This is a genomic window from Marivita sp., from assembly GCF_051859345.1.
Taxonomy (GTDB): domain Bacteria; phylum Pseudomonadota; class Alphaproteobacteria; order Rhodobacterales; family Rhodobacteraceae; genus Marivita.
This window is the reverse complement of record NZ_JBHYFV010000001.1, coordinates 190,521-207,251: the sequence shown is the minus strand read 5'-3', so window position 1 is coordinate 207,251 and position 16,731 is coordinate 190,521. Positions and strand designations below refer to the sequence as shown.

Annotated in this window: 19 protein-coding genes and 2 tRNA genes; 17 read left to right on the top strand and 4 right to left on the bottom strand. The window is 59.6% G+C overall.

Going from position 1 to position 16,731, the window contains the following annotated elements:
- Nucleotides 1-14: 14 nt before the first annotated feature.
- Both ACTIEN_RS01070 and ACTIEN_RS01065 read left to right on the top strand, forming a co-directional pair.
- A complete protein-coding gene (locus ACTIEN_RS01070; protein WP_439521242.1) occupies nt 15-947 on the top strand; it encodes a fatty acid desaturase in 933 nt (310 codons plus the stop codon).
- 19 nt (nt 948-966) lie between these two features.
- A complete protein-coding gene (locus ACTIEN_RS01065; protein WP_439521241.1) occupies nt 967-1,869 on the top strand; it encodes an EamA family transporter in 903 nt (300 codons plus the stop codon).
- Here the strand turns inward: ACTIEN_RS01065 and ACTIEN_RS01060 are convergent.
- Nucleotides 1,866-2,573 carry an NUDIX hydrolase gene (locus ACTIEN_RS01060; protein ID WP_439521240.1) on the bottom strand — a complete coding sequence of 236 codons (708 nt, stop codon included), beginning with the start codon at nt 2,571-2,573 and terminating at the stop codon, nt 1,866-1,868. The two genes, ACTIEN_RS01065 and ACTIEN_RS01060, sit on opposite strands and share 4 nt — an antisense overlap.
- A 27-nt stretch (nt 2,574-2,600) precedes the next feature.
- Nucleotides 2,601-2,996 carry a DUF983 domain-containing protein gene (locus ACTIEN_RS01055; protein ID WP_439521239.1) on the bottom strand — a complete coding sequence of 132 codons (396 nt, stop codon included), beginning with the start codon at nt 2,994-2,996 and terminating at the stop codon, nt 2,601-2,603.
- A 233-nt stretch (nt 2,997-3,229) separates the two neighbouring features.
- On the opposite strand from ACTIEN_RS01055, the gene ACTIEN_RS01050 reads away from it, so the two are divergent.
- From ACTIEN_RS01050 to ACTIEN_RS01035, 4 genes are all read left to right on the top strand, one after another.
- Entirely contained in the window at nt 3,230-3,739 is a 510-nt protein-coding gene (locus tag ACTIEN_RS01050; RefSeq protein ID WP_439521238.1) for an EF-hand domain-containing protein, read from the top strand.
- Nucleotides 3,740-3,823: 84 nt separating this feature from the next.
- On the top strand, nt 3,824-4,426 hold the full coding sequence (locus ACTIEN_RS01045; RefSeq protein WP_439521237.1) for a sigma-70 family RNA polymerase sigma factor: 603 nt from the start codon (nt 3,824-3,826) through the stop codon (nt 4,424-4,426).
- Nucleotides 4,398-4,739, top strand: coding sequence for a hypothetical protein (locus ACTIEN_RS01040; RefSeq protein WP_439521236.1), 342 nt, complete (start codon nt 4,398-4,400; stop codon nt 4,737-4,739). The genes ACTIEN_RS01045 and ACTIEN_RS01040 overlap by 29 nt, the downstream gene beginning before the upstream one ends.
- Nucleotide 4,740: 1 nt before the next feature.
- Nucleotides 4,741-5,223 carry a periplasmic heavy metal sensor gene (locus ACTIEN_RS01035; RefSeq protein WP_439521235.1) on the top strand — a complete coding sequence of 161 codons (483 nt, stop codon included), beginning with the start codon at nt 4,741-4,743 and terminating at the stop codon, nt 5,221-5,223.
- A gap of 6 nt (nt 5,224-5,229) precedes the next feature.
- On the opposite strand, the gene ACTIEN_RS01030 is transcribed toward ACTIEN_RS01035, so the two are convergent.
- On the bottom strand, nt 5,230-6,645 hold the full coding sequence (locus tag ACTIEN_RS01030; RefSeq protein WP_439521234.1) for a diguanylate cyclase: 1,416 nt from the start codon (nt 6,643-6,645) through the stop codon (nt 5,230-5,232).
- 90 nt (nt 6,646-6,735) lie between these two features.
- Here ACTIEN_RS01030 and ACTIEN_RS01025 point away from each other — a divergent pair, with 90 nt between their 5' ends.
- The 7 genes from ACTIEN_RS01025 (at nt 6,736) to ACTIEN_RS00995 (ending at nt 12,623) form a co-directional block, all read left to right on the top strand.
- Complete coding sequence (locus tag ACTIEN_RS01025) at nt 6,736-7,020, top strand: DUF3572 domain-containing protein (RefSeq protein ID WP_439521233.1); 285 nt, start codon at nt 6,736-6,738, stop codon at nt 7,018-7,020.
- Nucleotides 7,017-7,727, top strand: coding sequence for an HAD family hydrolase (locus tag ACTIEN_RS01020; protein ID WP_439521232.1), 711 nt, complete (start codon nt 7,017-7,019; stop codon nt 7,725-7,727). Before ACTIEN_RS01025 ends, ACTIEN_RS01020 begins: the two co-directional genes overlap by 4 nt.
- 99 nt (nt 7,728-7,826) lie before the next feature.
- Nucleotides 7,827-9,386: a trimethylamine methyltransferase family protein gene (locus ACTIEN_RS01015; protein WP_439521231.1), complete on the top strand. Its 1,560-nt coding sequence runs from the start codon at nt 7,827-7,829 to the stop codon at nt 9,384-9,386.
- Nucleotides 9,387-9,454: 68 nt separating this feature from the next.
- A complete protein-coding gene (locus ACTIEN_RS01010) occupies nt 9,455-10,054 on the top strand; it encodes a heme NO-binding domain-containing protein (protein ID WP_439521230.1) in 600 nt (199 codons plus the stop codon).
- Entirely contained in the window at nt 10,051-11,064 is a 1,014-nt protein-coding gene (locus ACTIEN_RS01005; RefSeq protein ID WP_439521229.1) for a diguanylate cyclase domain-containing protein, read from the top strand. Before ACTIEN_RS01010 ends, ACTIEN_RS01005 begins: the two co-directional genes overlap by 4 nt.
- A gap of 52 nt (nt 11,065-11,116) precedes the next feature.
- Nucleotides 11,117-12,484, top strand: a complete 1,368-nt coding sequence (locus tag ACTIEN_RS01000; protein WP_439521228.1) for a mechanosensitive ion channel domain-containing protein — start codon at nt 11,117-11,119, stop codon at nt 12,482-12,484.
- A 64-nt stretch (nt 12,485-12,548) separates the two neighbouring features.
- Nucleotides 12,549-12,623 (top strand) — tRNA-Gln (locus tag ACTIEN_RS00995).
- 47 nt (nt 12,624-12,670) lie between these two features.
- On the opposite strand, the gene ACTIEN_RS00990 is transcribed toward ACTIEN_RS00995, so the two are convergent.
- Nucleotides 12,671-12,814, bottom strand: coding sequence for an AAA family ATPase (locus ACTIEN_RS00990; RefSeq protein WP_439521227.1), 144 nt, complete (start codon nt 12,812-12,814; stop codon nt 12,671-12,673).
- 331 nt (nt 12,815-13,145) lie between these two features.
- Here ACTIEN_RS00990 and ACTIEN_RS00985 point away from each other — a divergent pair.
- The 4 genes from ACTIEN_RS00985 (at nt 13,146) to ACTIEN_RS00970 (ending at nt 16,729) form a co-directional block, all read left to right on the top strand.
- Nucleotides 13,146-13,219, top strand: a tRNA-Gly gene (locus ACTIEN_RS00985).
- Between the two features lie 135 nt (nt 13,220-13,354).
- A complete protein-coding gene (locus ACTIEN_RS00980; protein WP_439521226.1) occupies nt 13,355-15,154 on the top strand; it encodes an ABC transporter transmembrane domain-containing protein in 1,800 nt (599 codons plus the stop codon).
- A gap of 101 nt (nt 15,155-15,255) precedes the next feature.
- A complete protein-coding gene (locus ACTIEN_RS00975; RefSeq protein ID WP_439521225.1) occupies nt 15,256-16,206 on the top strand; it encodes an NAD(P)-dependent oxidoreductase in 951 nt (316 codons plus the stop codon).
- A gap of 46 nt (nt 16,207-16,252) precedes the next feature.
- Nucleotides 16,253-16,729 carry a hypothetical protein gene (locus ACTIEN_RS00970; protein WP_439521224.1) on the top strand — a complete coding sequence of 159 codons (477 nt, stop codon included), beginning with the start codon at nt 16,253-16,255 and terminating at the stop codon, nt 16,727-16,729.
- The last annotated feature ends 2 nt before the right edge of the window (nt 16,730-16,731 follow it).

Here is a 16,731-nt window from a genome sequence, read left to right as displayed (position 1 = left end):
AACACGGTGAACTGATGAAAGACGTGCTTCTGGCGCGACCGGCAGAGCTGCGACGGGTCACAGAATGGCCAACGGTCTTGCTCTTGGTCGCAACCTATTCGCTTTGGGCCTGGGCCTCGGTCTGGGTTGCCGCGTGGTCTGTGCCTTTGGCGATCGTGTTGTGCGCATTGGCCGCCGTGCAGCATTCCTCGTTGTCGCACGAGGCGCTTCACGGGCATCCGACACGATATCCAACGCTGAATACGGCGCTGTTGTTTCCGGCGCTGACCGTTGTCGTGCCGTACCTGCGGTTTCGCGACACCCATCTGGCGCACCATTGTGATGAGACATTGACCGACCCTTATGATGATCCGGAATCCAATTACCTCGACCCTGCGGTCTGGGCTGTTTTGCCCGGTTGGCGCAAGGCGTTGTACCGGGGCAACAACACACTTGCCGGACGTCTGATCATTGGTCCGATCCTTGGACAGATTTCGTTCATGCAGGCCGATTGGGCGCTGATCCGGGCTGGCGATCGACGGGTCTTGCTTGGATGGGTTGTCCACCTCCCGGCAGTTGCCCTCGTCCTGTGGTGGGTCCTGACAGTGGCGACGCTGCCGATCTGGGCATGGCTTCTGTCCGTATATCTTGCACTGTCCATGCTCAAACTGCGCACCTATCTTGAACACCAGGCGCATGACCGCTCGTTGGCGCGCACCGCAATTGTCGAGGATCGCGGGTTGTTCGCGCTGCTGTTCCTGCACAACAACCTGCATGTCGTGCATCACATGCACCCCGGCGTGCCTTGGTATGCGCTGCCCAAACTTTACCAGTCGCGGCGCGCGCAGTACCTGTCGGCCAACCTCGGTTATCGTTACAGCACCTATGCCGAGATCGCGCGCAAGTATCTGTTCCGGGCGAAAGACCCTGTTCCACACCCGCTGTATCGGGATGGACAACACCACTGAGCGGACGCCATAGAGGCGCATGGAGTTTTGGGTTTTCGCAAGCGTCGTCGCGGCGCTATTTCAGACTGTGCGGTTCATGCTGCAAAAAGTGCTGAGCATGGATGTGCTGAGCACTGCCGGGTCGACATTTGCACGATTCGCCTACGCAGCCCCGGCGGCTTTTTTGGTGATCGCAGCTTACCTTTGGATCCAGGGCGCGCCGGTTCCCCAACTTGATGGTTGGTTCTGGTTCTACGCGTGGCTTGGTGCCGTGACCCAGATCCTTGCCACCGTTTGCGTCGTCGCACTTTTCCGCCAGCGCAATTTCGCTGTGGGGATCACCTTCAAGAAGACCGAGGTGATCCAGACCGCGATTGTCGGCGTGGCCTTTTTTGGCGCGGACATCTCACTGGCCGGGTGGGGGGCTATTCTGATCGGTTTGATCGGAGTGCTGCTCTTGTCCCGGACTCCGGGGCTTCAACAAGGGCTGTGGAAAAGCATGAGCAGTCGGGCCACGGTGTTGGGTCTGACGTCAGGGTTTTTCTTCGCGTTTTCCGGGACAAGCTACCGTGCGGCGTCGCTGCGAATCGACAGCGAGGATGCGCTCTTGCGCGCGGGTGTCACTCTGGTGTGTGTGACGGCGTCGCAGTTCCTTGCCATGGCGCTTTGGCTGCGTTGGCGCGAGCCGGGACAGGTGACCGCTGTGTGGCGTGCGCGCAAGGTGGCGGTCTGGGTCGGGCTGACGTCGATGGCCGGATCGCTGGGCTGGTTCACGGCCTTTACACTGCAAACGGCCGCCTATGTGCAAGCTGTTGGTCAGGTCGAATTGATCTTTTCGCTTCTGGCCTCGGTGTTGTTCTTCCGGGAAACGGTCACTTCGCGCGAATTTATCGGCATAGGATTCCTGGCCCTGTCGATCCTGACGTTTATCCTTGTTCTTTAGTCTGGCAAGGGCTGGCCGTAGAGGCGCAGGAACAGGCTTTCTTCGTCATCATTGCGAAAGAATGGAACGGATGCAGGAGGATGCCGGTCAGCAGCGCGGGCGGCCACTTCGGCCAGGACCACCTCTGTGATGAAAGGCAAATCAAAGCCACGCACCTTGTCCAGCGCGATCCATTGCAGGTGGGCCAATTCATCAGATGCTGCTGAAAAATCGTCAGGATCGCTAGCCAGGTCATCTGCATCGAGCAGGAAAAATCGCGCATCAAAGCGGCGGGGGCGGCCTGGGGGCGTGATGGCGCGGAACACGAACTGCAACGGCGCGGCGTTGGGCAGGTGACCTTGGGCCGCAAAGTCGCGCCAGTTTTCCGGCGGAGTCTTGGCCCAGTCACCCGGATGTCCAAGGATCTGGCCGGTTTCCTCCCACAATTCGCGGATCGCCGCAGCTGCAAGCGCTGTTGCGCGATCATGCGGTGCGTTGTCGATCAGGCGGCTGGCACACAGCGTTGACAATGGCTCTGCCAACGAGACATGGGCATCTTCGGGGTCCACAGCACCACCGGGAAAGACGAACTTGTTGGGCATGAAGGCCGCTTTGGCTCCTCTCTGGCCCATCAGAACGCTGGGTTCATGGTTTCTGTCGCGCAGGACGATCACCGTGGCGGCATCGCGGATCGCGGTCTTGTCGATTGTTGGTGTCTCGGTCACGCGCGACCCCTTTTGTGGCGTAAGGGGTCAGGTCGGCGTGTCCGCAAACCCGTGCATGTGTCGTGACCACTGGAACGCCACGATAGCCCCTTTCAATCTTGGCAGAAGATATAGCGTCAGGGCGACGCAGCCAACTGCGAAGATTGTGAAAAGCACCAGAGGTTCTGGGCGGAAGTTCACAAACACAATATGCAAGAGCGGGGCCATCAGGTGCCCGACGATCAGAATCGTCAGATATGCCGGGCCGTCATCGGCGCGATGATGGTGCAGTTCCTGGCGGCATACAGGACACGAGTCGCGCACCGTCAGATAGCCACTCAGCAAGGGGCCACTGCCGCAATTCGGGCATTTCCGCCGCCAGCCTCTGCGCACGGCAGGCCATGTCGGACGGTCGTCCTGCGTCGTCGTCTCAGATGTCGTCATGTTCGCTCTCCCGCCCCTAAAATGCGTGTCCTCTGACGGGATGAACAGCCGTCAATCTGTCATTGCGGCTGGATGTCGCAAATCACGCGTCTGTGATGCAGGTCTCGCATTTCTTGCGACGGGATTTCTGTCGCCCGGCGTGGAACGCAGTGGATGCAAGGACGAAACGGTTTCGTCCCGGTCCACTGGTTGAAAAGATCCGGCATTAAGGCCGGACATGGAAAGGATAAGTCATGACATTGAACAAGCAGGTTTCGGGTCTCGTAATTGCAGCACTTCTGGCGACGGGCGTTGTTACGTCGGTGTCTGCACAGGACGCCACACCACGCGCAGATCGCCGCGCCGAGGCCTTCGCGCAGTTGGATACAAACAGCGACGGCTCTGTGAGCGCGGACGAATTTGCAGCCGGAGCAAACCGCTTTGCCCGTGCCGACGCGGATGGCAATGGACTTTTGACGGCGGAAGAGATTGTGGCCGCTGGACAAGAGCGGGCGGCGCGTCGCGCGGCGCAGATGATCGAACGTCTGGATGCCAACGGCGACGGGGCATTGTCGCAAGACGAAATCAAGTCACGCCGCGATCCCGCCCGGATGTTCGAACGCCTCGATGCCAATGATGATGGCAGCGTCAGCGCCGAAGAATTCGCCGAAGCACGGATGGGCGGACAAGATGGCAAGCGTGGTGGTCGCGACGGCAAACGCGGGGGTCACGACGGCAAACGCCACGGACATTGCAACCGCTGACCTTTTGAATAGAAGATGAGCGGTGCCGTGTGTATCGCTCATCTCCCTGCTACACTGGACCAGACCTCTTAGCCGCGCGGTGGAATGACCCAAAGCCAGACTGATCCTGCTGCGGAAGCGGCTTTGCTTGAGGCATATGCCGCCGGTGATACCGCTGCGGCACAGTCATTGGCGCGAAGGTATACGCCGTTGGTCTTTGCCCATGCCTTTCGCATGCTCAATGACCGGGCCGAGGCGGAAGACGTGGCGCAGGACGCGATGCTGCGGCTTTGGCGGCAGGCACCCGGATGGGACGCAGAGGGCGGTGCATCGGTTCGAACGTGGCTTTACCGGGTGACGGCGAATCTCTGTATCGACCGGTTGCGCAAGACCCGCCCGGAGGGGTTGCCGGAAGAGTTCGAACTGGCGGATGGGACACCCGGCGTTGAGGCGCAGATGCAGAACGCGGCCCGGCGATTGGCGCTGGAAGAGGCGCTGATGCAATTGCCGGACCGCCAGAGACAGGCCGTGGTGCTGCGTCACATCGACGGTCTGGGCAACACCGAGATTGCCCAGATCATGGACATTGGGCCTCGTGCGGTGGAAAGTCTGACCGCGCGTGGCAAACGGGCTCTGACTGCGCTTTTGAGCGGCCAGCGCAAAGACTTGGGGTATACAGATGACACAGTCCAGACCTCCGACCACTGACCCGCTGGAGTCTGCTTTCGCAGAAGCGCGCCAGTCGACGCCTGCTCTTCCGGATGGGCTGATGGCGCGTGTCATGGCCGATGCCATGACCGAGATGCCCAAACCCGAACGGCGACCGATCTGGCGTCAGATTTTCGGGACCGTGGGCGGATGGCCTGCGGTTGCGGGATTGGCAATGACGGCGTGCCTTGGCATCTGGGTGGGCGGCGCGCTGACCGATGATCTGATGCTGGCTCTGACTCCGTTGGAAAGCGCCTCGTTCGAGGCCGGAATGGGGCTTGGAGCATTTGATCTGTTGCTGGTGGATGGCTGACATGGCTCAGACATCTTCGCAAAAAACCCCTTTGTGGTTGCGCCTGACGCTTTTGGCCTCGCTTGCGGTCAATGTGCTGGTCCTTGGGGCCGTGGCCGGGTTCCTGATCCTCGGCGGGCCGGACCGTCGTGCGGATCGGGACCGCAGTGATTTCGGAACCTTCTACACCCGCGCGCTAAGCGAAGAAGACCGCCGCGCATTGCGCCGCGATTTCATGTCCGGGCTGCGCGAAAACGGACGTGACCGCGGCGCGCTTCTTGCCGATCTGCAGACAACGTTGGAAACCCTGCGTGCCACCCCGTTCGACCCCGAGGCGTTTGCGACCGCGATGGCCGATCAGTCCAATCGCCGCCTGCGGCGTGAAGAGATCGGACGACAGCTTCTTGCCCATCGAATTGCCGCCATGAGCGATCAGGATCGTGCGGCCTATGCCGACCGGATTGAAGAGCGGCTGAATGATCTGGCGCAGCGCGTCCGCAGATAGCCGCGATCAGCCAAGGCGTTTGACGACCGGTTGAATGTGCTGCGGCGGCAGGGTCTGAAAGTCTTGATCACTTGCCATTTCGATGCGGTTGCGGCCGTTTCTCTTGGCCTCGTACAAGGCGCTGTCGGCGGCGCGCCTGAGATCCTTGGTCGATTTGCGGTCGGTACGACTCACCAGCGCCAGCCCAATGCTGACGGTCGCGCGAATATGCGTGCCGTCCTCGATGGCCTTGAAACTGCTGGCCACGGTGTTGCGCAACCGCTGGGCGACGCACCGCGCCTGACCGGCCCCCACATCCGGCAGGACGATCAGAAACTCCTCACCTCCATATCGCGCAAGAAAGTCACCTTCGCGCAGGTTGTCCTTCAGGATCGACGCAATATGGGCGAGGATGTCATCACCCGCCGCATGCCCGTGGTTGTCATTGATGGCTTTGAAATGGTCTATATCAACCATCAAGAGCGCCATCGGCCTTGGCTGATCCGTCAGCGCCCGGTCGGTCTTTTGTAGGTACTCTTCTGCTGCGGCACGATTGTTCAGCTTGGTCAGCATGTCGGTATAGGCTTTTTCACCCAGCTCGTTTGTCGCTTTGCGCGCACGGTCCGCATCGTGTTTGCGCCGCGCCAGCCGTCTGATCCGCAGGGCCAGTTCGGTTGGCGACACAGAAAGTGGCACCTGATCCTGCGCGCCAAGGTCAAGCGGTGAGGCCGCGGCGATGGTGCTGTCGGTCACAAACAGAATGCGCGCATGACGACTGGTTGGATGGGACTGCAACGCCCCCAAAAGATCACGGGCTTCTGTGCTTTGGCCGATTTCGAACAGGACGTAGACATCGGTGTCCGGGTCAGGCTGTCGGCGGGCGGTCTGTGCCGACATGATCCGGGTGACGAAACCTGTTTCCTCAGACAGCTCTGACATGCGGGACGAGACATCCGTGATGTCGCCCGACGCGATGAAGGTGGCCACTGTTTTCGGGGCAAAGTCCGGGCTGGCTTCGGCCAGGCCTGACAGACGGTCCGTGCCCGCCTGATGCCGTGTGTCTTCGGTGAATTGCCGGATGCGCATGAAATTGCGCAGGCGCGCCTTCAGATCGCCGGGGTCGGATTGATGGTCGATCACATCATGCGCCCCCGCAATCAGGGCGCTGACGCGGGCAGAGTGGTTTTCGCATGCGACCGCCACAACAATCGTGGTCAATTGGGTACGGGTGTGCGCGCGCAGTGTCTTGCAGAACTGTCTGAGCCGCAGTCCCGGCAGGTCATCGGCGATGATCACGACGTCTGGCGGATCGTCCTGAATTCGCATCAGCCCTTCCATCTGCGATTCTGCCAGATCAACCGCATAGGCCGCAGTATCCAGTTGCGCACGCAGATGGATGCGTCGGTTTGACAGGGCGTCGATGATAAGGACGTGACCGGACACGAAAGCTCCGAACCTGGGACATGCGTTAAGACTTTGCTCACCAATTCATTGCCGCTATTGGTTAAAAAAGAGTTTGGGAAATTACTAAAAATGGCGCTTTCTCAGGATGGGGCAGAGCGGATCGCTTTGACGGCGATTGTCTGGCTTGCCGGAAATGATGAACTTTTGCCTGTGTTTATGGGATCGACAGGGGCGGATGAGTCGGCGTTTCGCGATGGCGTCGGCAATCCCGACTTTCAGGCCTCGGTGCTGGATTTCATCATGATGGACGACGCTTGGGTGATTGCATTCTGTGACAATGAAGGCATTGCCTATGACCGCCTGATGCAGGCGCGCGCCGCGCTTCCGGGTGGGTCGCAGGTGCATTGGACATGAGCCGCCCACCCCCGCGCGACATTGGTGCCATCCTGTTCGACAAGGACGGAACGCTATTCGATTTCGCCGCAACATGGGAAGTCTGGGCCATCAACCTGTTGACCAAGCTGTCGGACGGCGATGCCCAACGCGCCGCTGCCCTGGGGGGTCTGATCGGATTCGACACTCAAAAAATCCGGTTTGCGCCCGACAGTTTCGTGATCGCCGGCACGCCGGATGAACTTGTCGATATGCTTTCTCCAGAATTTCCGGGTCTGTCGCGGTTCGAACTCTTGACGCTCATCAACACCGAAGCCGCCGCTGCCCCGATGGCGGAAGCGGTTCCGCTGGCACCGTTGCTTGACCGGTTTGCGAGGCACGGGCTGCGCCTTGGCGTGGCGACAAATGATGCCGAGCAACCTGCGCTTGCACACCTGGATGCGGCAGGCGTTCGCGGACGGTTTGACTTTATCGCCGGATCAGACAGCGGTTTTGGCGCAAAGCCGCAGCCCGGACAGTTGCACGCCTTTTGTCAGGCGGTCGCGGTCGCGCCCAACCGTTCGGTGATGGTGGGGGACAGTACGCATGACCTTGTTGCCGGACGCGCCGCCGGGATGTGGACTGTCGCTGTCCTGACCGGAATTGCGCAGGCAGAAGAGCTTGATCCCTTTGCTGATGCCGTCTTGCCGGATATCGGGCATCTGCCAGAGTGGCTTGGTCTGGGCTGATCTGACTGCCAAACACCAAAAGCGACGGTATGAGTCGTGTTCCGACAGGATAAGCCGCATCTGCGATGCCTAGCTAAAGGGGCAACTCAGGAGGGTTTCATGACCGATGTCATCACACGCAAACGTCGCAGCGGCGGACGATCCGGTCACGCGGTCCGACGCGGAACAGCGGCGATCGAACAGTTGCCCTGGAGCCTGCCCATCAACATCGACCGTCCGACAGAACCTCTAAGCGAAGAGGGTGTCGCGCGCATTCACGATACGGCCATGGTGATCCTTGAAGAGATCGGGATCGAATTCCTGAACCCCAAGGCGGCGCAAATCCTGAGCGATGCAGGCTGCACCGTTGCCGGTGAAAACGTGCGCATGGATCGCGATTTCGTGATGGAATGGGTGCGCAAGGCCCCGTCGTCCTTCACGATCACGCCGCGCAATCCGGACCGGCAGATCACCGTCGGCGACGGCCATATCCTGTTTGGCAACGTCTCTTCGCCGCCCAACTACTGGGACATGGAAGTGGGCCGCAAGATGCCCGGCACCCGCGAGATGTGCCGCAACTTTCTCAAGCTGTCGCAGTATTTCAACTGTATCCATTTTGTCGGCGGCTACCCGGTAGAACCGGTGGATGTACATGCCAGCGTCCGGCATCTTGACGTGCTTTATGACAAGCTGACACTGACCGACAAGGTCGCCCATGCCTATTCGCTTGGCAAGGAGCGCGTCGAGGACGTGATGGAGATGGTGCGCATCGCCGGGGGGCTGACCCACGCCGAATTTGATGCCAGCCCGCGCATGTACACCAACATCAACTCCACCTCACCGCTGAAACACGACTATCCGATGATGGATGGCTGGATGCGCTGCGCCGCGCGCGGGCAGGGCTGCATCGTCACACCCTTCACCCTTGCCGGGGCGATGGCACCGGTCACGATGGCTGGAGCCGTTGCGCAATCTCTGGCCGAGGGTCTGAGCGCGATTGTGCTGGCCCAGATCATCCGCCCCGGCACACCCTGTGCCATCGGGACGTTCACCTCCAACGTCGACATGAAATCCGGCGCGCCTGCCTTTGGGACACCGGAATACATGCGGGCAACCCAGATGACCGGCCAGATGGCGCGATTCTACGGCCTGCCGCTGCGGTCCTCGGGCGTCTGTGCCGCCAATGTGCCGGATGGTCAGGCGATGTGGGAAACCGAACACAGCCTCTGGGCTGCGATCCAGTCGGGCACCAACATGGTTTATCATGCCGCCGGTTGGCTAGAGGGCGGGCTGATCGCCAGCCCGGAAAAGTTCGTCATGGATTGCGAGGTCATCCAGCAGATGATCCGCTACATGGACCCGGCGATCTGTGATGTCAGCGACGACGGTCTGGGGCTTGAGGCGATCCGCGAGGTCGGCTGCAATGGCCATTTCTTCGGCACGAAACACACGCAGGAACGCTACACGACCGCATTTTATCAACCGTTCCTGTCGGACTGGAAGAACTACGAAGCCTGGGAAGCCGCCGGCAGTATCTGGACCGCCGAACGCGCCCATGTCACTTACAAGGCCATTCTCGAAGATTATCAGGCTCCGCCTATGGACGACGCCATCCACGAAGAACTTGCCGACTTTGTCGCCCGCCGAAAAGCCGAAGGTGGAGCACCGACAGATTTCTAAAACTTTAATGGTTTGCGGAATTTTAAGACCGGCATGCAAAGCTGCGCACCAAGTCAAAGGCGCAGCTTATGCATGGATTGATCTTTCGTACGGTTGAAGCGTTCGTTTCGGACGGTTTCGGGGCAGAGCTTTGGGCGAAAGCCGTAGCTCTGGGCGAAGTCGAAGTCACCTCTTTCGAAGCGATGCTGCAATACGATCCGGCCTATTTTCCAAAACTTCTGAACGGCTGTGCCCAAGCGCTGGATCGGTCGCAATCGGTGATCCTGGAAGATGTCGGGGCCTATCTGATCACACATCAAAACCATGCCTCGGTGCGACGGTTGATGCGTTTCGGCGGGGACAGTTTCTCGGAGCTGCTGCATGCGCTGGATGACCTGCCGGGACGCACACGGCTTGCTGTGTCCGGCCTTGATCTTCCGCAAATCCATGTGCGTGAACCGATCCCGCACCGTTTCACCATTTCCTGTCGTGGCAACCCGGTGGGATTTGGTCATGTTCTGGTCGGGCTGTTGCGGGCGATGGCTGATGATTACGGCACGTTGGCAGTGCTGGATCACGTCGGCATCCGCGACGGGTCGGAAATAATCGAAGTGACTGTTGTCGAAACGGCTTTTGCAGAAGACCGGGGGTTTTCGCTGGCCAACACGCCCAGAGCGCACTTCACATGATTTCCGCGCTGGACCTGCTTGTGCGTTTGCGACCCTTGCACGTCTGTGTGGGCAAGACCGGACATATCAGTCAGGTCGGCGCAGGCCTTGCCAAGCTTGGAGCAGGCGATCTGCGCAACAAGCGCTTTCTTGAAACATTCGAAATCCTGCGACCTGCGCAGCCAACTGATATGGCGGATCTTCGCAAACTTGCGGGGCAGGTTCTCAAACTTCGGTTGCGTTGTGAACCTGATATCGTTCTCAGGGGGCTGGTCATCGAAGACCATGCAGAAGGTGTGATCCTTGATCTGTCTTTCGGCATCGCGATTGTCGAAGCGGTACAGCGGTTCGGCCTGACTGCGCAGGATTTTGCAGCAAGCGATCTGGCGGTCGAATTGCTGTTCTTGCAAGAAGCGAAATCAAGCGCGATGGCGGCCTCCTTCAGCTTGAACTCTCGATTGCAAGGCGCACGCCTTGCCGCAGAAACCGAAGCACTGACCGATGGTCTGACGGGCCTCCATAATAGGCGTGCGCTGGATGGTGCGTTGTCCCGCCTTGGGCAATCGGACACCGAATACGCTGTTCTGCACATGGACCTTGACCGTTTCAAACAGGTCAACGACTCGATGGGACATGCCATTGGCGATGCAATCCTCAAACGTGTCGCTGCGATCATGCGCGCCCAAACCCGGCAGGACGATCTTTTGGTCCGTGCGGGCGGCGATGAATTTGTGATTGTCTGTCCCGGCCTGACCGAACACACGCGTCTGGGGGATCTCTCACAAACTCTGATCCGCGATGTGTCCATCCCGGTGATGATCGACGGGCAGGAGGTAGCCGTTGGTGCCAGCATCGGCATCGCTGCGTCGGAGTCAGAGGAAAGGATTGATCCCTGTGTTCTTGTGCAACGCGCCGATGTGGCACTGTATGCCGCCAAGAGATCGGGGCGTGGGCGGCACATGTTCTGGTCCGCACCCATGGGGCAAAGCCTGACTGATCTGGAAATCCCCGACAGCCCGGCGCAAGGTTGACACCCGATCATGGCTCTTGAAACGCCCAAGCGCCTCGCGCAAAGTTGCCGCCATGGTCCACTTCTCCCGCCTCATTTTGGTTTTGACCCTATGTGTGCTCGCCCTGACAAGCGCACCGCTTTGGGCGCAAGGCGCGGATCAGCCCAGTGGCACCATCGCCGTCGCGGACAGCGCTGAACAGGACGCCGCCATCGCGCGGCGCATCCGCGAAATCCTGGGCGAACTCGACGGCTATGAAGATGTCACCGTCACGGTCAGTTCGGGTATCGTGACATTGCGAGGCACCGCGATCGACGGTCCGGCGCTAAGCCGCCTGAACGAGATTTCGGGCCGTGTCGAAGGTGTCGTCACGATCGAAAACCGGGTGCAGGAGACCACGGATGTGGCGCGCCGCCTTGATCCCGCCATCGAACGGTTTCGCATCCGGATGGAGCAATTCATCAATTACCTGCCTTTGGCCGGTATCGCCATTGCGGCCTTTGCGCTTGTGGTTTTCGCCGGTCTTCTGATCGCGCGCATGAATCGGCCTTGGGACCGGCTTGCCCCGAATGCCTTCATCGCAGACATCTACCGGCAGGTGATCCGCATCGTGTTCATGCTGGGTGGTTTGGTCATCGCGCTGGATATTCTCGGTGCAACGGCGCTCTTGTCGACGATCCTGGGTGCGGCAGGGATCATCGGTCTGGCGATAGGTTTTGCGGTCCGTGACACGGTCGAGAATTTCATCGCGTCCATCATGCTGTCGATTCGCCAGCCCTTTCGCCCCAACGATCAGGTCGAAATCGAAGGCGATATCGGCAAGGTCATTCGCCTGACCAGCCGCGCGACGATCCTTCTGAGCTTTGACGGCAACCACATCCGCATCCCCAACGCGACGGTCTTCAAAAGCCGGATCGTGAATTATACCCGCAACGATGAGCGTCGCTTCGTGATCGACCTTGGTGTCGCCTACGACACGGATCTGGCGCGCGCCCAAGACCTGGCGCTGCGGACCGTTTCGTCATTGCCGTTCGTGATCAATGAACCCGCGCCGGCGGTCTGGATCGAGAAGCTTGGCGACAGCGCAGTCATCCTGCAAGTCGCTGGATGGATCAGGCAGCATGAAACAAGCTATCTCAAGGCCCGCAGCGAAGCATGGCGCCTGTGCATGGCGGCTTTTGATCACGCAGGAATCGTAATGCCCGAAACAACTTTGCGTGTTCTGGGCGTCGGCGGTGGAGCATCGGGATCATCAACCGTTCCGTCAGCCACAAGTGCGCCCAAGATCACCACTTCCAGCGCGGCTGCCATAGCGGCCGTTTCGGCAAATATTGGGGATGTCGACGCATCCATGGACAAGGAACTGGAACGCATCGTCGCGACCGAACGTGCCGAGAAACACAATGACGATCTTCTCAAGAAAGACGCCCCGGAAGAGTAGGCAATTTTTCGGTTTTAGGGGTCTTGATCCTGCTACCGTAGCCGAGTAAACACCGCCGCACGGTTGGGATGTAGCCAAGTGGTAAGGCAACTGTTTTTGGTACAGTGTACCGTAGGTTCGAATCCTACCATCCCAGCCAGTTCTTACCTACTGTGGTATCCAGCGTGAATTGGAACCTATCCTGCTTTAGATGGAACTGAGACCATTCAGCCACTCATCTTCAGCAATCACAATAGTTCCAGCCGTGCGACTAAGTTGGACAGTCAGAGTGGATTTTCCAGAAGCAATTTTTCCGCACAACAAGTGCAGAGTTGGTGTTGTCGCGAACATATGAATAACCTTGTTCGAACCGCGCCGGGTTTGGCGGAGGCTCCAACTCATGAGTAGGATGGAGCATCATGACAAAGACGACGAACAAGTATTCACCAGAAGTGCGCGAGCGTGCTGTGCGGATGGTTTTGGAAGGCGCAGGGCAGCATGAGAGCCGTTGGGCGGCCAGCGCCAAAGAATAGTCTGCCATCAACTCTCGCGCCAGAGCCGCCGAAAGTCCGTCGCCGACCCCAATGATCACAGCCTGTGGTTTGGTCATCGAAATTCCTTCCCCAATGTTCAGCAGATACTTGACCTCCGAACGAGCATGAAATACCCCGTAGCATGTTGAGCGGGCGTTGTGTAATGGTAAGACCTCAGCCTTCCAAGCTGATGATACGGGTTCGATTCCCGTCGCCCGCTCCAAAGGACTCCTGAAAATTTGGTTTCCGCTTGATCGCAGCAGTCTTGGCGCGGCAAATCGGCATTCGGGGCGCGTTCGGCTTGACCATTGTGGTCATGCCAAGGTTTAAGCATGCGCAGCAAAAACACAGGTATTCAATGGCGGACGCAACTCCTTTACCGGCAAAGAACGAAGAACGAGAAAAGTCCAAGAAGCTGGGTTCGCTGGCAGCGCTTTGGCCGTTTGTCGCACCCTACAGGCTGTTGATGTTCGCGGCGCTGTTTGCGCTTTCCGCAACGGCAACGGTGTCTCTGATACTGCCGATGGCCGTTCGGCGCGTGGTGGATAATTTCAACACGTCCGATGGCGCGCTGCTTGACCTGTATTTCTCGGCTGCTTTGGGTATTGCCGGGCTCTTGGCGATCGGCACGGCCCTGCGCTATGCGCTTGTCACGCGGTTGGGTGAACGGGTTGTGGCGGATATTCGCAAAGCTTTGTTCGCGCGGGTGATCGGATTAAGCCCGTCGTTTTTTGAACGTGTGATGACCGGAGAGGTCTTGAGCCGCATCACGACCGATACGACGCTAATTCTGAGCGTGATCGGATCGTCCATTTCCATCGCGCTGCGCAATGTTCTGATCTTTTTCGGCGGTATCATCCTGATGCTGTTCACCTCGGCCAAGCTCACCGGGATGGTGTTGTTGATCGTGCCGGCCGTGGTTGTGCCGATCCTCGTGCTGGGTCGTAAGATGCGCAAGCTTAGCCGGGAAAATCAGGATTGGATCGCGGCGTCCTCGGGCAACGCCTCCGAGGCGCTTTTGTCGGTGCAGACCGTGCAGGCGTTCACGCATGAAGAGATTTCGCGCAATGCTTTCGGTGATGTGACGGAAAAGAGCTTTGATGCTGCGCGTCGCCGGATCTGGACGCGCGCGCAGATGACAGCGATCGTGATTTTCCTTGTCTTTACGGGGATTGTCGGTGTGCTCTGGATCGGGGCCACCGATGTGCGGGGCGGCGAGATGAGCGCGGGGTCGCTTGTGCAGTTCGTCATCTATTCGGTGATGGTTGCAGGGTCTGTTGCGGCTTTGTCCGAAATCTTTGGCGAATTGCAACGCGCGGCAGGCGCGACCGAACGGTTGGTGGAATTGCTGCATGCCGAGGATACGGTCAACGATCCTGAAACACCGGTGACATTGCCGGAACCGGTGCAGGGCGAGATCACGTTCGAGAATGTGCATTTCGCCTATCCAAGCCGTCCGGGTGTGGCCGCTTTGGACGGGGTGAACCTTCGGATTGCGCCCGGTGAAACGGTTGCGGTGGTTGGGCCAAGCGGTGCTGGCAAGACCACCATCATCCAGCTGATCCAGCGGTTCTATGATCCCGATTCCGGTGCGGTGTGCATCGACGGGATGAGGGTCGATGCGCTTAATCGCGATGCCTTCCGCAAACATATCGCGCTGGTGCCACAGGATCCGGTGATCTTTGCCGCGTCTGCGCGTGAGAACATTCGTTTCGGCCGGCCAGACGCCTCGGATGCAGAGATCGAGGTCGCGGCGCAGGCGGCGGCGGCGCACGATTTCATCACCGCATTGCCTGACGGATATGACAGTTGGTTGGGCGAACGGGGCGTGATGCTGTCTGGTGGTCAGAAACAGCGCATCGCGATCGCCCGCGCGATCCTGCGGGATGCGCCGGTGCTGCTGCTGGACGAGGCGACCAGCGCGCTTGATGCAGAAAGCGAACGGGCGGTGCAGCACGCGGTGGACGAGTTATCGGAAGGACGCACGACGGTTATCGTCGCGCATCGTCTGGCCACCGTGAAAAAGGCCGACCGGATCATCGTGATGGATCAGGGACGTATTGTCGCCACCGGTGCGCATGATGCGCTGGTGTCCGAAGACGGGCTTTATGCACGGCTGGCGCGGCTGCAGTTCACTGACGGAATGGCCGCCGAATAAGACATTGTGCCTTTGCAGACATGCAGGCGTCGGTTTTGACCATGACAGGATCAGGCTGACGGCTGCACCTTGTTGCCAAACGGGCAAACAGGGAGTGCGGCATGCGGGTTGGATTTGTAGGTCTGGGGGCGGTCGGAGCCAAGCTTGCCGGAACGCTGGCACGCAACGGCGTGGATTTGACGGTGTTCGATCTTGATCCGGCGCGCATGGCCTTGCTGGTTGCGAAAGGGGCCAAGGCCGGAGGCAGCCCGGCGCAGATGATGCGCGATTGCGACGTGGTCATCACAAGCCTGCCCAGCCCCGCAGCGTCACAGGTGGTTCTGGATCAGCTTTTGCCGGAAATCGCGCCGGGAAAGATCTGGATCGAAATGTCGACCACCGATCCCGAAGCGATCCGTGCGCAGGCCGAGGCGGTTCACGCACAAGGCGGGCAGGCCGCCGATTGTCCGGTTTCGGGGGGATGCCATCGCGCTGCGACGGGCAATATCTCGATCTTTGCGGGCTGTGACCGTGCGACCTTTGAAACGGTTCTGCCTCTGCTGACGCATATGGGCCGCCGCGTGCTGCACACAGGTGAGGTGGGCAGCGCATCGGTGCTCAAGGTGATGACCAACTATCTGGCGACGGTACACCTTGCTAGCCTGTGCGAGGCGATGACAACCATGGCGGCGCACGGGATTGACCTTGCCACCACCTACGAGGCGATCAAGGCGTCTTCGGGTACGTCATTTGTACATGAAACCGAAAGTCAGTTGATCCTGTCGGGCAACCGGGATGTCGATTTCACGTTGGATCTGGTGCTCAAGGATATCGGGCTGTTCCAGGCACTGGCCGACGCCAGAAACGTGCCGCTTGAGATTTCGCCCAAGCTGATCGAAATTGTCAAGGACGGGCAGGCGCGCTATGGCGACCGGGCCCAGTCGGACCGTTTGATCGAGCGTCTGGAAGAAGCGACCGGGCTGTCGATCACTGCACCGGGTTTCCCCACAGAACTCATCGACGACGAGCCGGAAGAGCGTGGACAGGAGGTGTTTCGCGCGCTCTCGCCTTGACCCGTGGAATGCGGTACTGGCGTCTTCGGATCACGGGAGAGACGCAATGCGCGACGAGATTATTGCAGAGGTAGACCCGCGCGGCCCGCGGCGCATCGTCGGCATCTCGCTGTTTCTGATGCTGGGGGGGCTGGTTCTGTATCTCGCATTTGTGCAACCTCCGGCCAGCCTTGTCTGGCAGGCGTTCCTGATTGGAATGGGGCTCATTTCACTGTTGATGGCGTACAAGCTTCAGGTTGCGACCACGCGGAAGCTTTTGTTGACCGAAACGGCGTTGACCGACAGTGACGGCACGGTTCTGGCTATGATCGAGGATGTCGTTGCGGTGAACCGGGGCGCTTTTGCGATGAAGCCGTCCAACGGGTTCGTTCTGACATTGAAAAACCCGGCGCCACGGGTGTGGCAGCCGGGTTTGTGGTGGCGTTTAGGGCGCCGGGTTGCTGTGGGCGGGGTGACCCCTGGGGCTCAGGCCCGCCCGATGGCTGACATCATTTCGATCATGATTGCCAAGCGCGGTATGTAGGC

Bases quoted from the DNA above. Each gene is read 5' to 3' on its own strand.
- ACTIEN_RS01040 (WP_439521236.1), top strand. From the start codon at position 4,398: ATGACACAGTCCAGACCTCCGACCACTGACCCGCTGGAGTCTGCTTTC.
- ACTIEN_RS01010 (WP_439521230.1), top strand. From the start codon at position 9,455: ATGCATGGATTGATCTTTCGTACGGTTGAAGCGTTCGTTTCGGACGGT.
- ACTIEN_RS01035 (WP_439521235.1), top strand. From the start codon at position 4,741: ATGGCTCAGACATCTTCGCAAAAAACCCCTTTGTGGTTGCGCCTGACG.
- ACTIEN_RS01070 (WP_439521242.1), top strand. From the start codon at position 15: ATGAAAGACGTGCTTCTGGCGCGACCGGCAGAGCTGCGACGGGTCACA.
- ACTIEN_RS00970 (WP_439521224.1), top strand. From the start codon at position 16,253: ATGCGCGACGAGATTATTGCAGAGGTAGACCCGCGCGGCCCGCGGCGC.
- ACTIEN_RS00990 (WP_439521227.1), bottom strand. From the start codon at position 12,814: ATGTTCGCGACAACACCAACTCTGCACTTGTTGTGCGGAAAAATTGCT.
- ACTIEN_RS01000 (WP_439521228.1), top strand. From the start codon at position 11,117: ATGGTCCACTTCTCCCGCCTCATTTTGGTTTTGACCCTATGTGTGCTC.
- ACTIEN_RS01005 (WP_439521229.1), top strand. From the start codon at position 10,051: ATGATTTCCGCGCTGGACCTGCTTGTGCGTTTGCGACCCTTGCACGTC.
- ACTIEN_RS01025 (WP_439521233.1), top strand. From the start codon at position 6,736: ATGGCGCTTTCTCAGGATGGGGCAGAGCGGATCGCTTTGACGGCGATT.
- ACTIEN_RS00980 (WP_439521226.1), top strand. From the start codon at position 13,355: ATGGCGGACGCAACTCCTTTACCGGCAAAGAACGAAGAACGAGAAAAG.
- ACTIEN_RS01050 (WP_439521238.1), top strand. From the start codon at position 3,230: ATGACATTGAACAAGCAGGTTTCGGGTCTCGTAATTGCAGCACTTCTG.
- ACTIEN_RS01015 (WP_439521231.1), top strand. From the start codon at position 7,827: ATGACCGATGTCATCACACGCAAACGTCGCAGCGGCGGACGATCCGGT.
- ACTIEN_RS01020 (WP_439521232.1), top strand. From the start codon at position 7,017: ATGAGCCGCCCACCCCCGCGCGACATTGGTGCCATCCTGTTCGACAAG.
- ACTIEN_RS01055 (WP_439521239.1), bottom strand. From the start codon at position 2,996: ATGACGACATCTGAGACGACGACGCAGGACGACCGTCCGACATGGCCT.
- ACTIEN_RS00975 (WP_439521225.1), top strand. From the start codon at position 15,256: ATGCGGGTTGGATTTGTAGGTCTGGGGGCGGTCGGAGCCAAGCTTGCC.
- ACTIEN_RS01065 (WP_439521241.1), top strand. From the start codon at position 967: ATGGAGTTTTGGGTTTTCGCAAGCGTCGTCGCGGCGCTATTTCAGACT.
- ACTIEN_RS01045 (WP_439521237.1), top strand. From the start codon at position 3,824: ATGACCCAAAGCCAGACTGATCCTGCTGCGGAAGCGGCTTTGCTTGAG.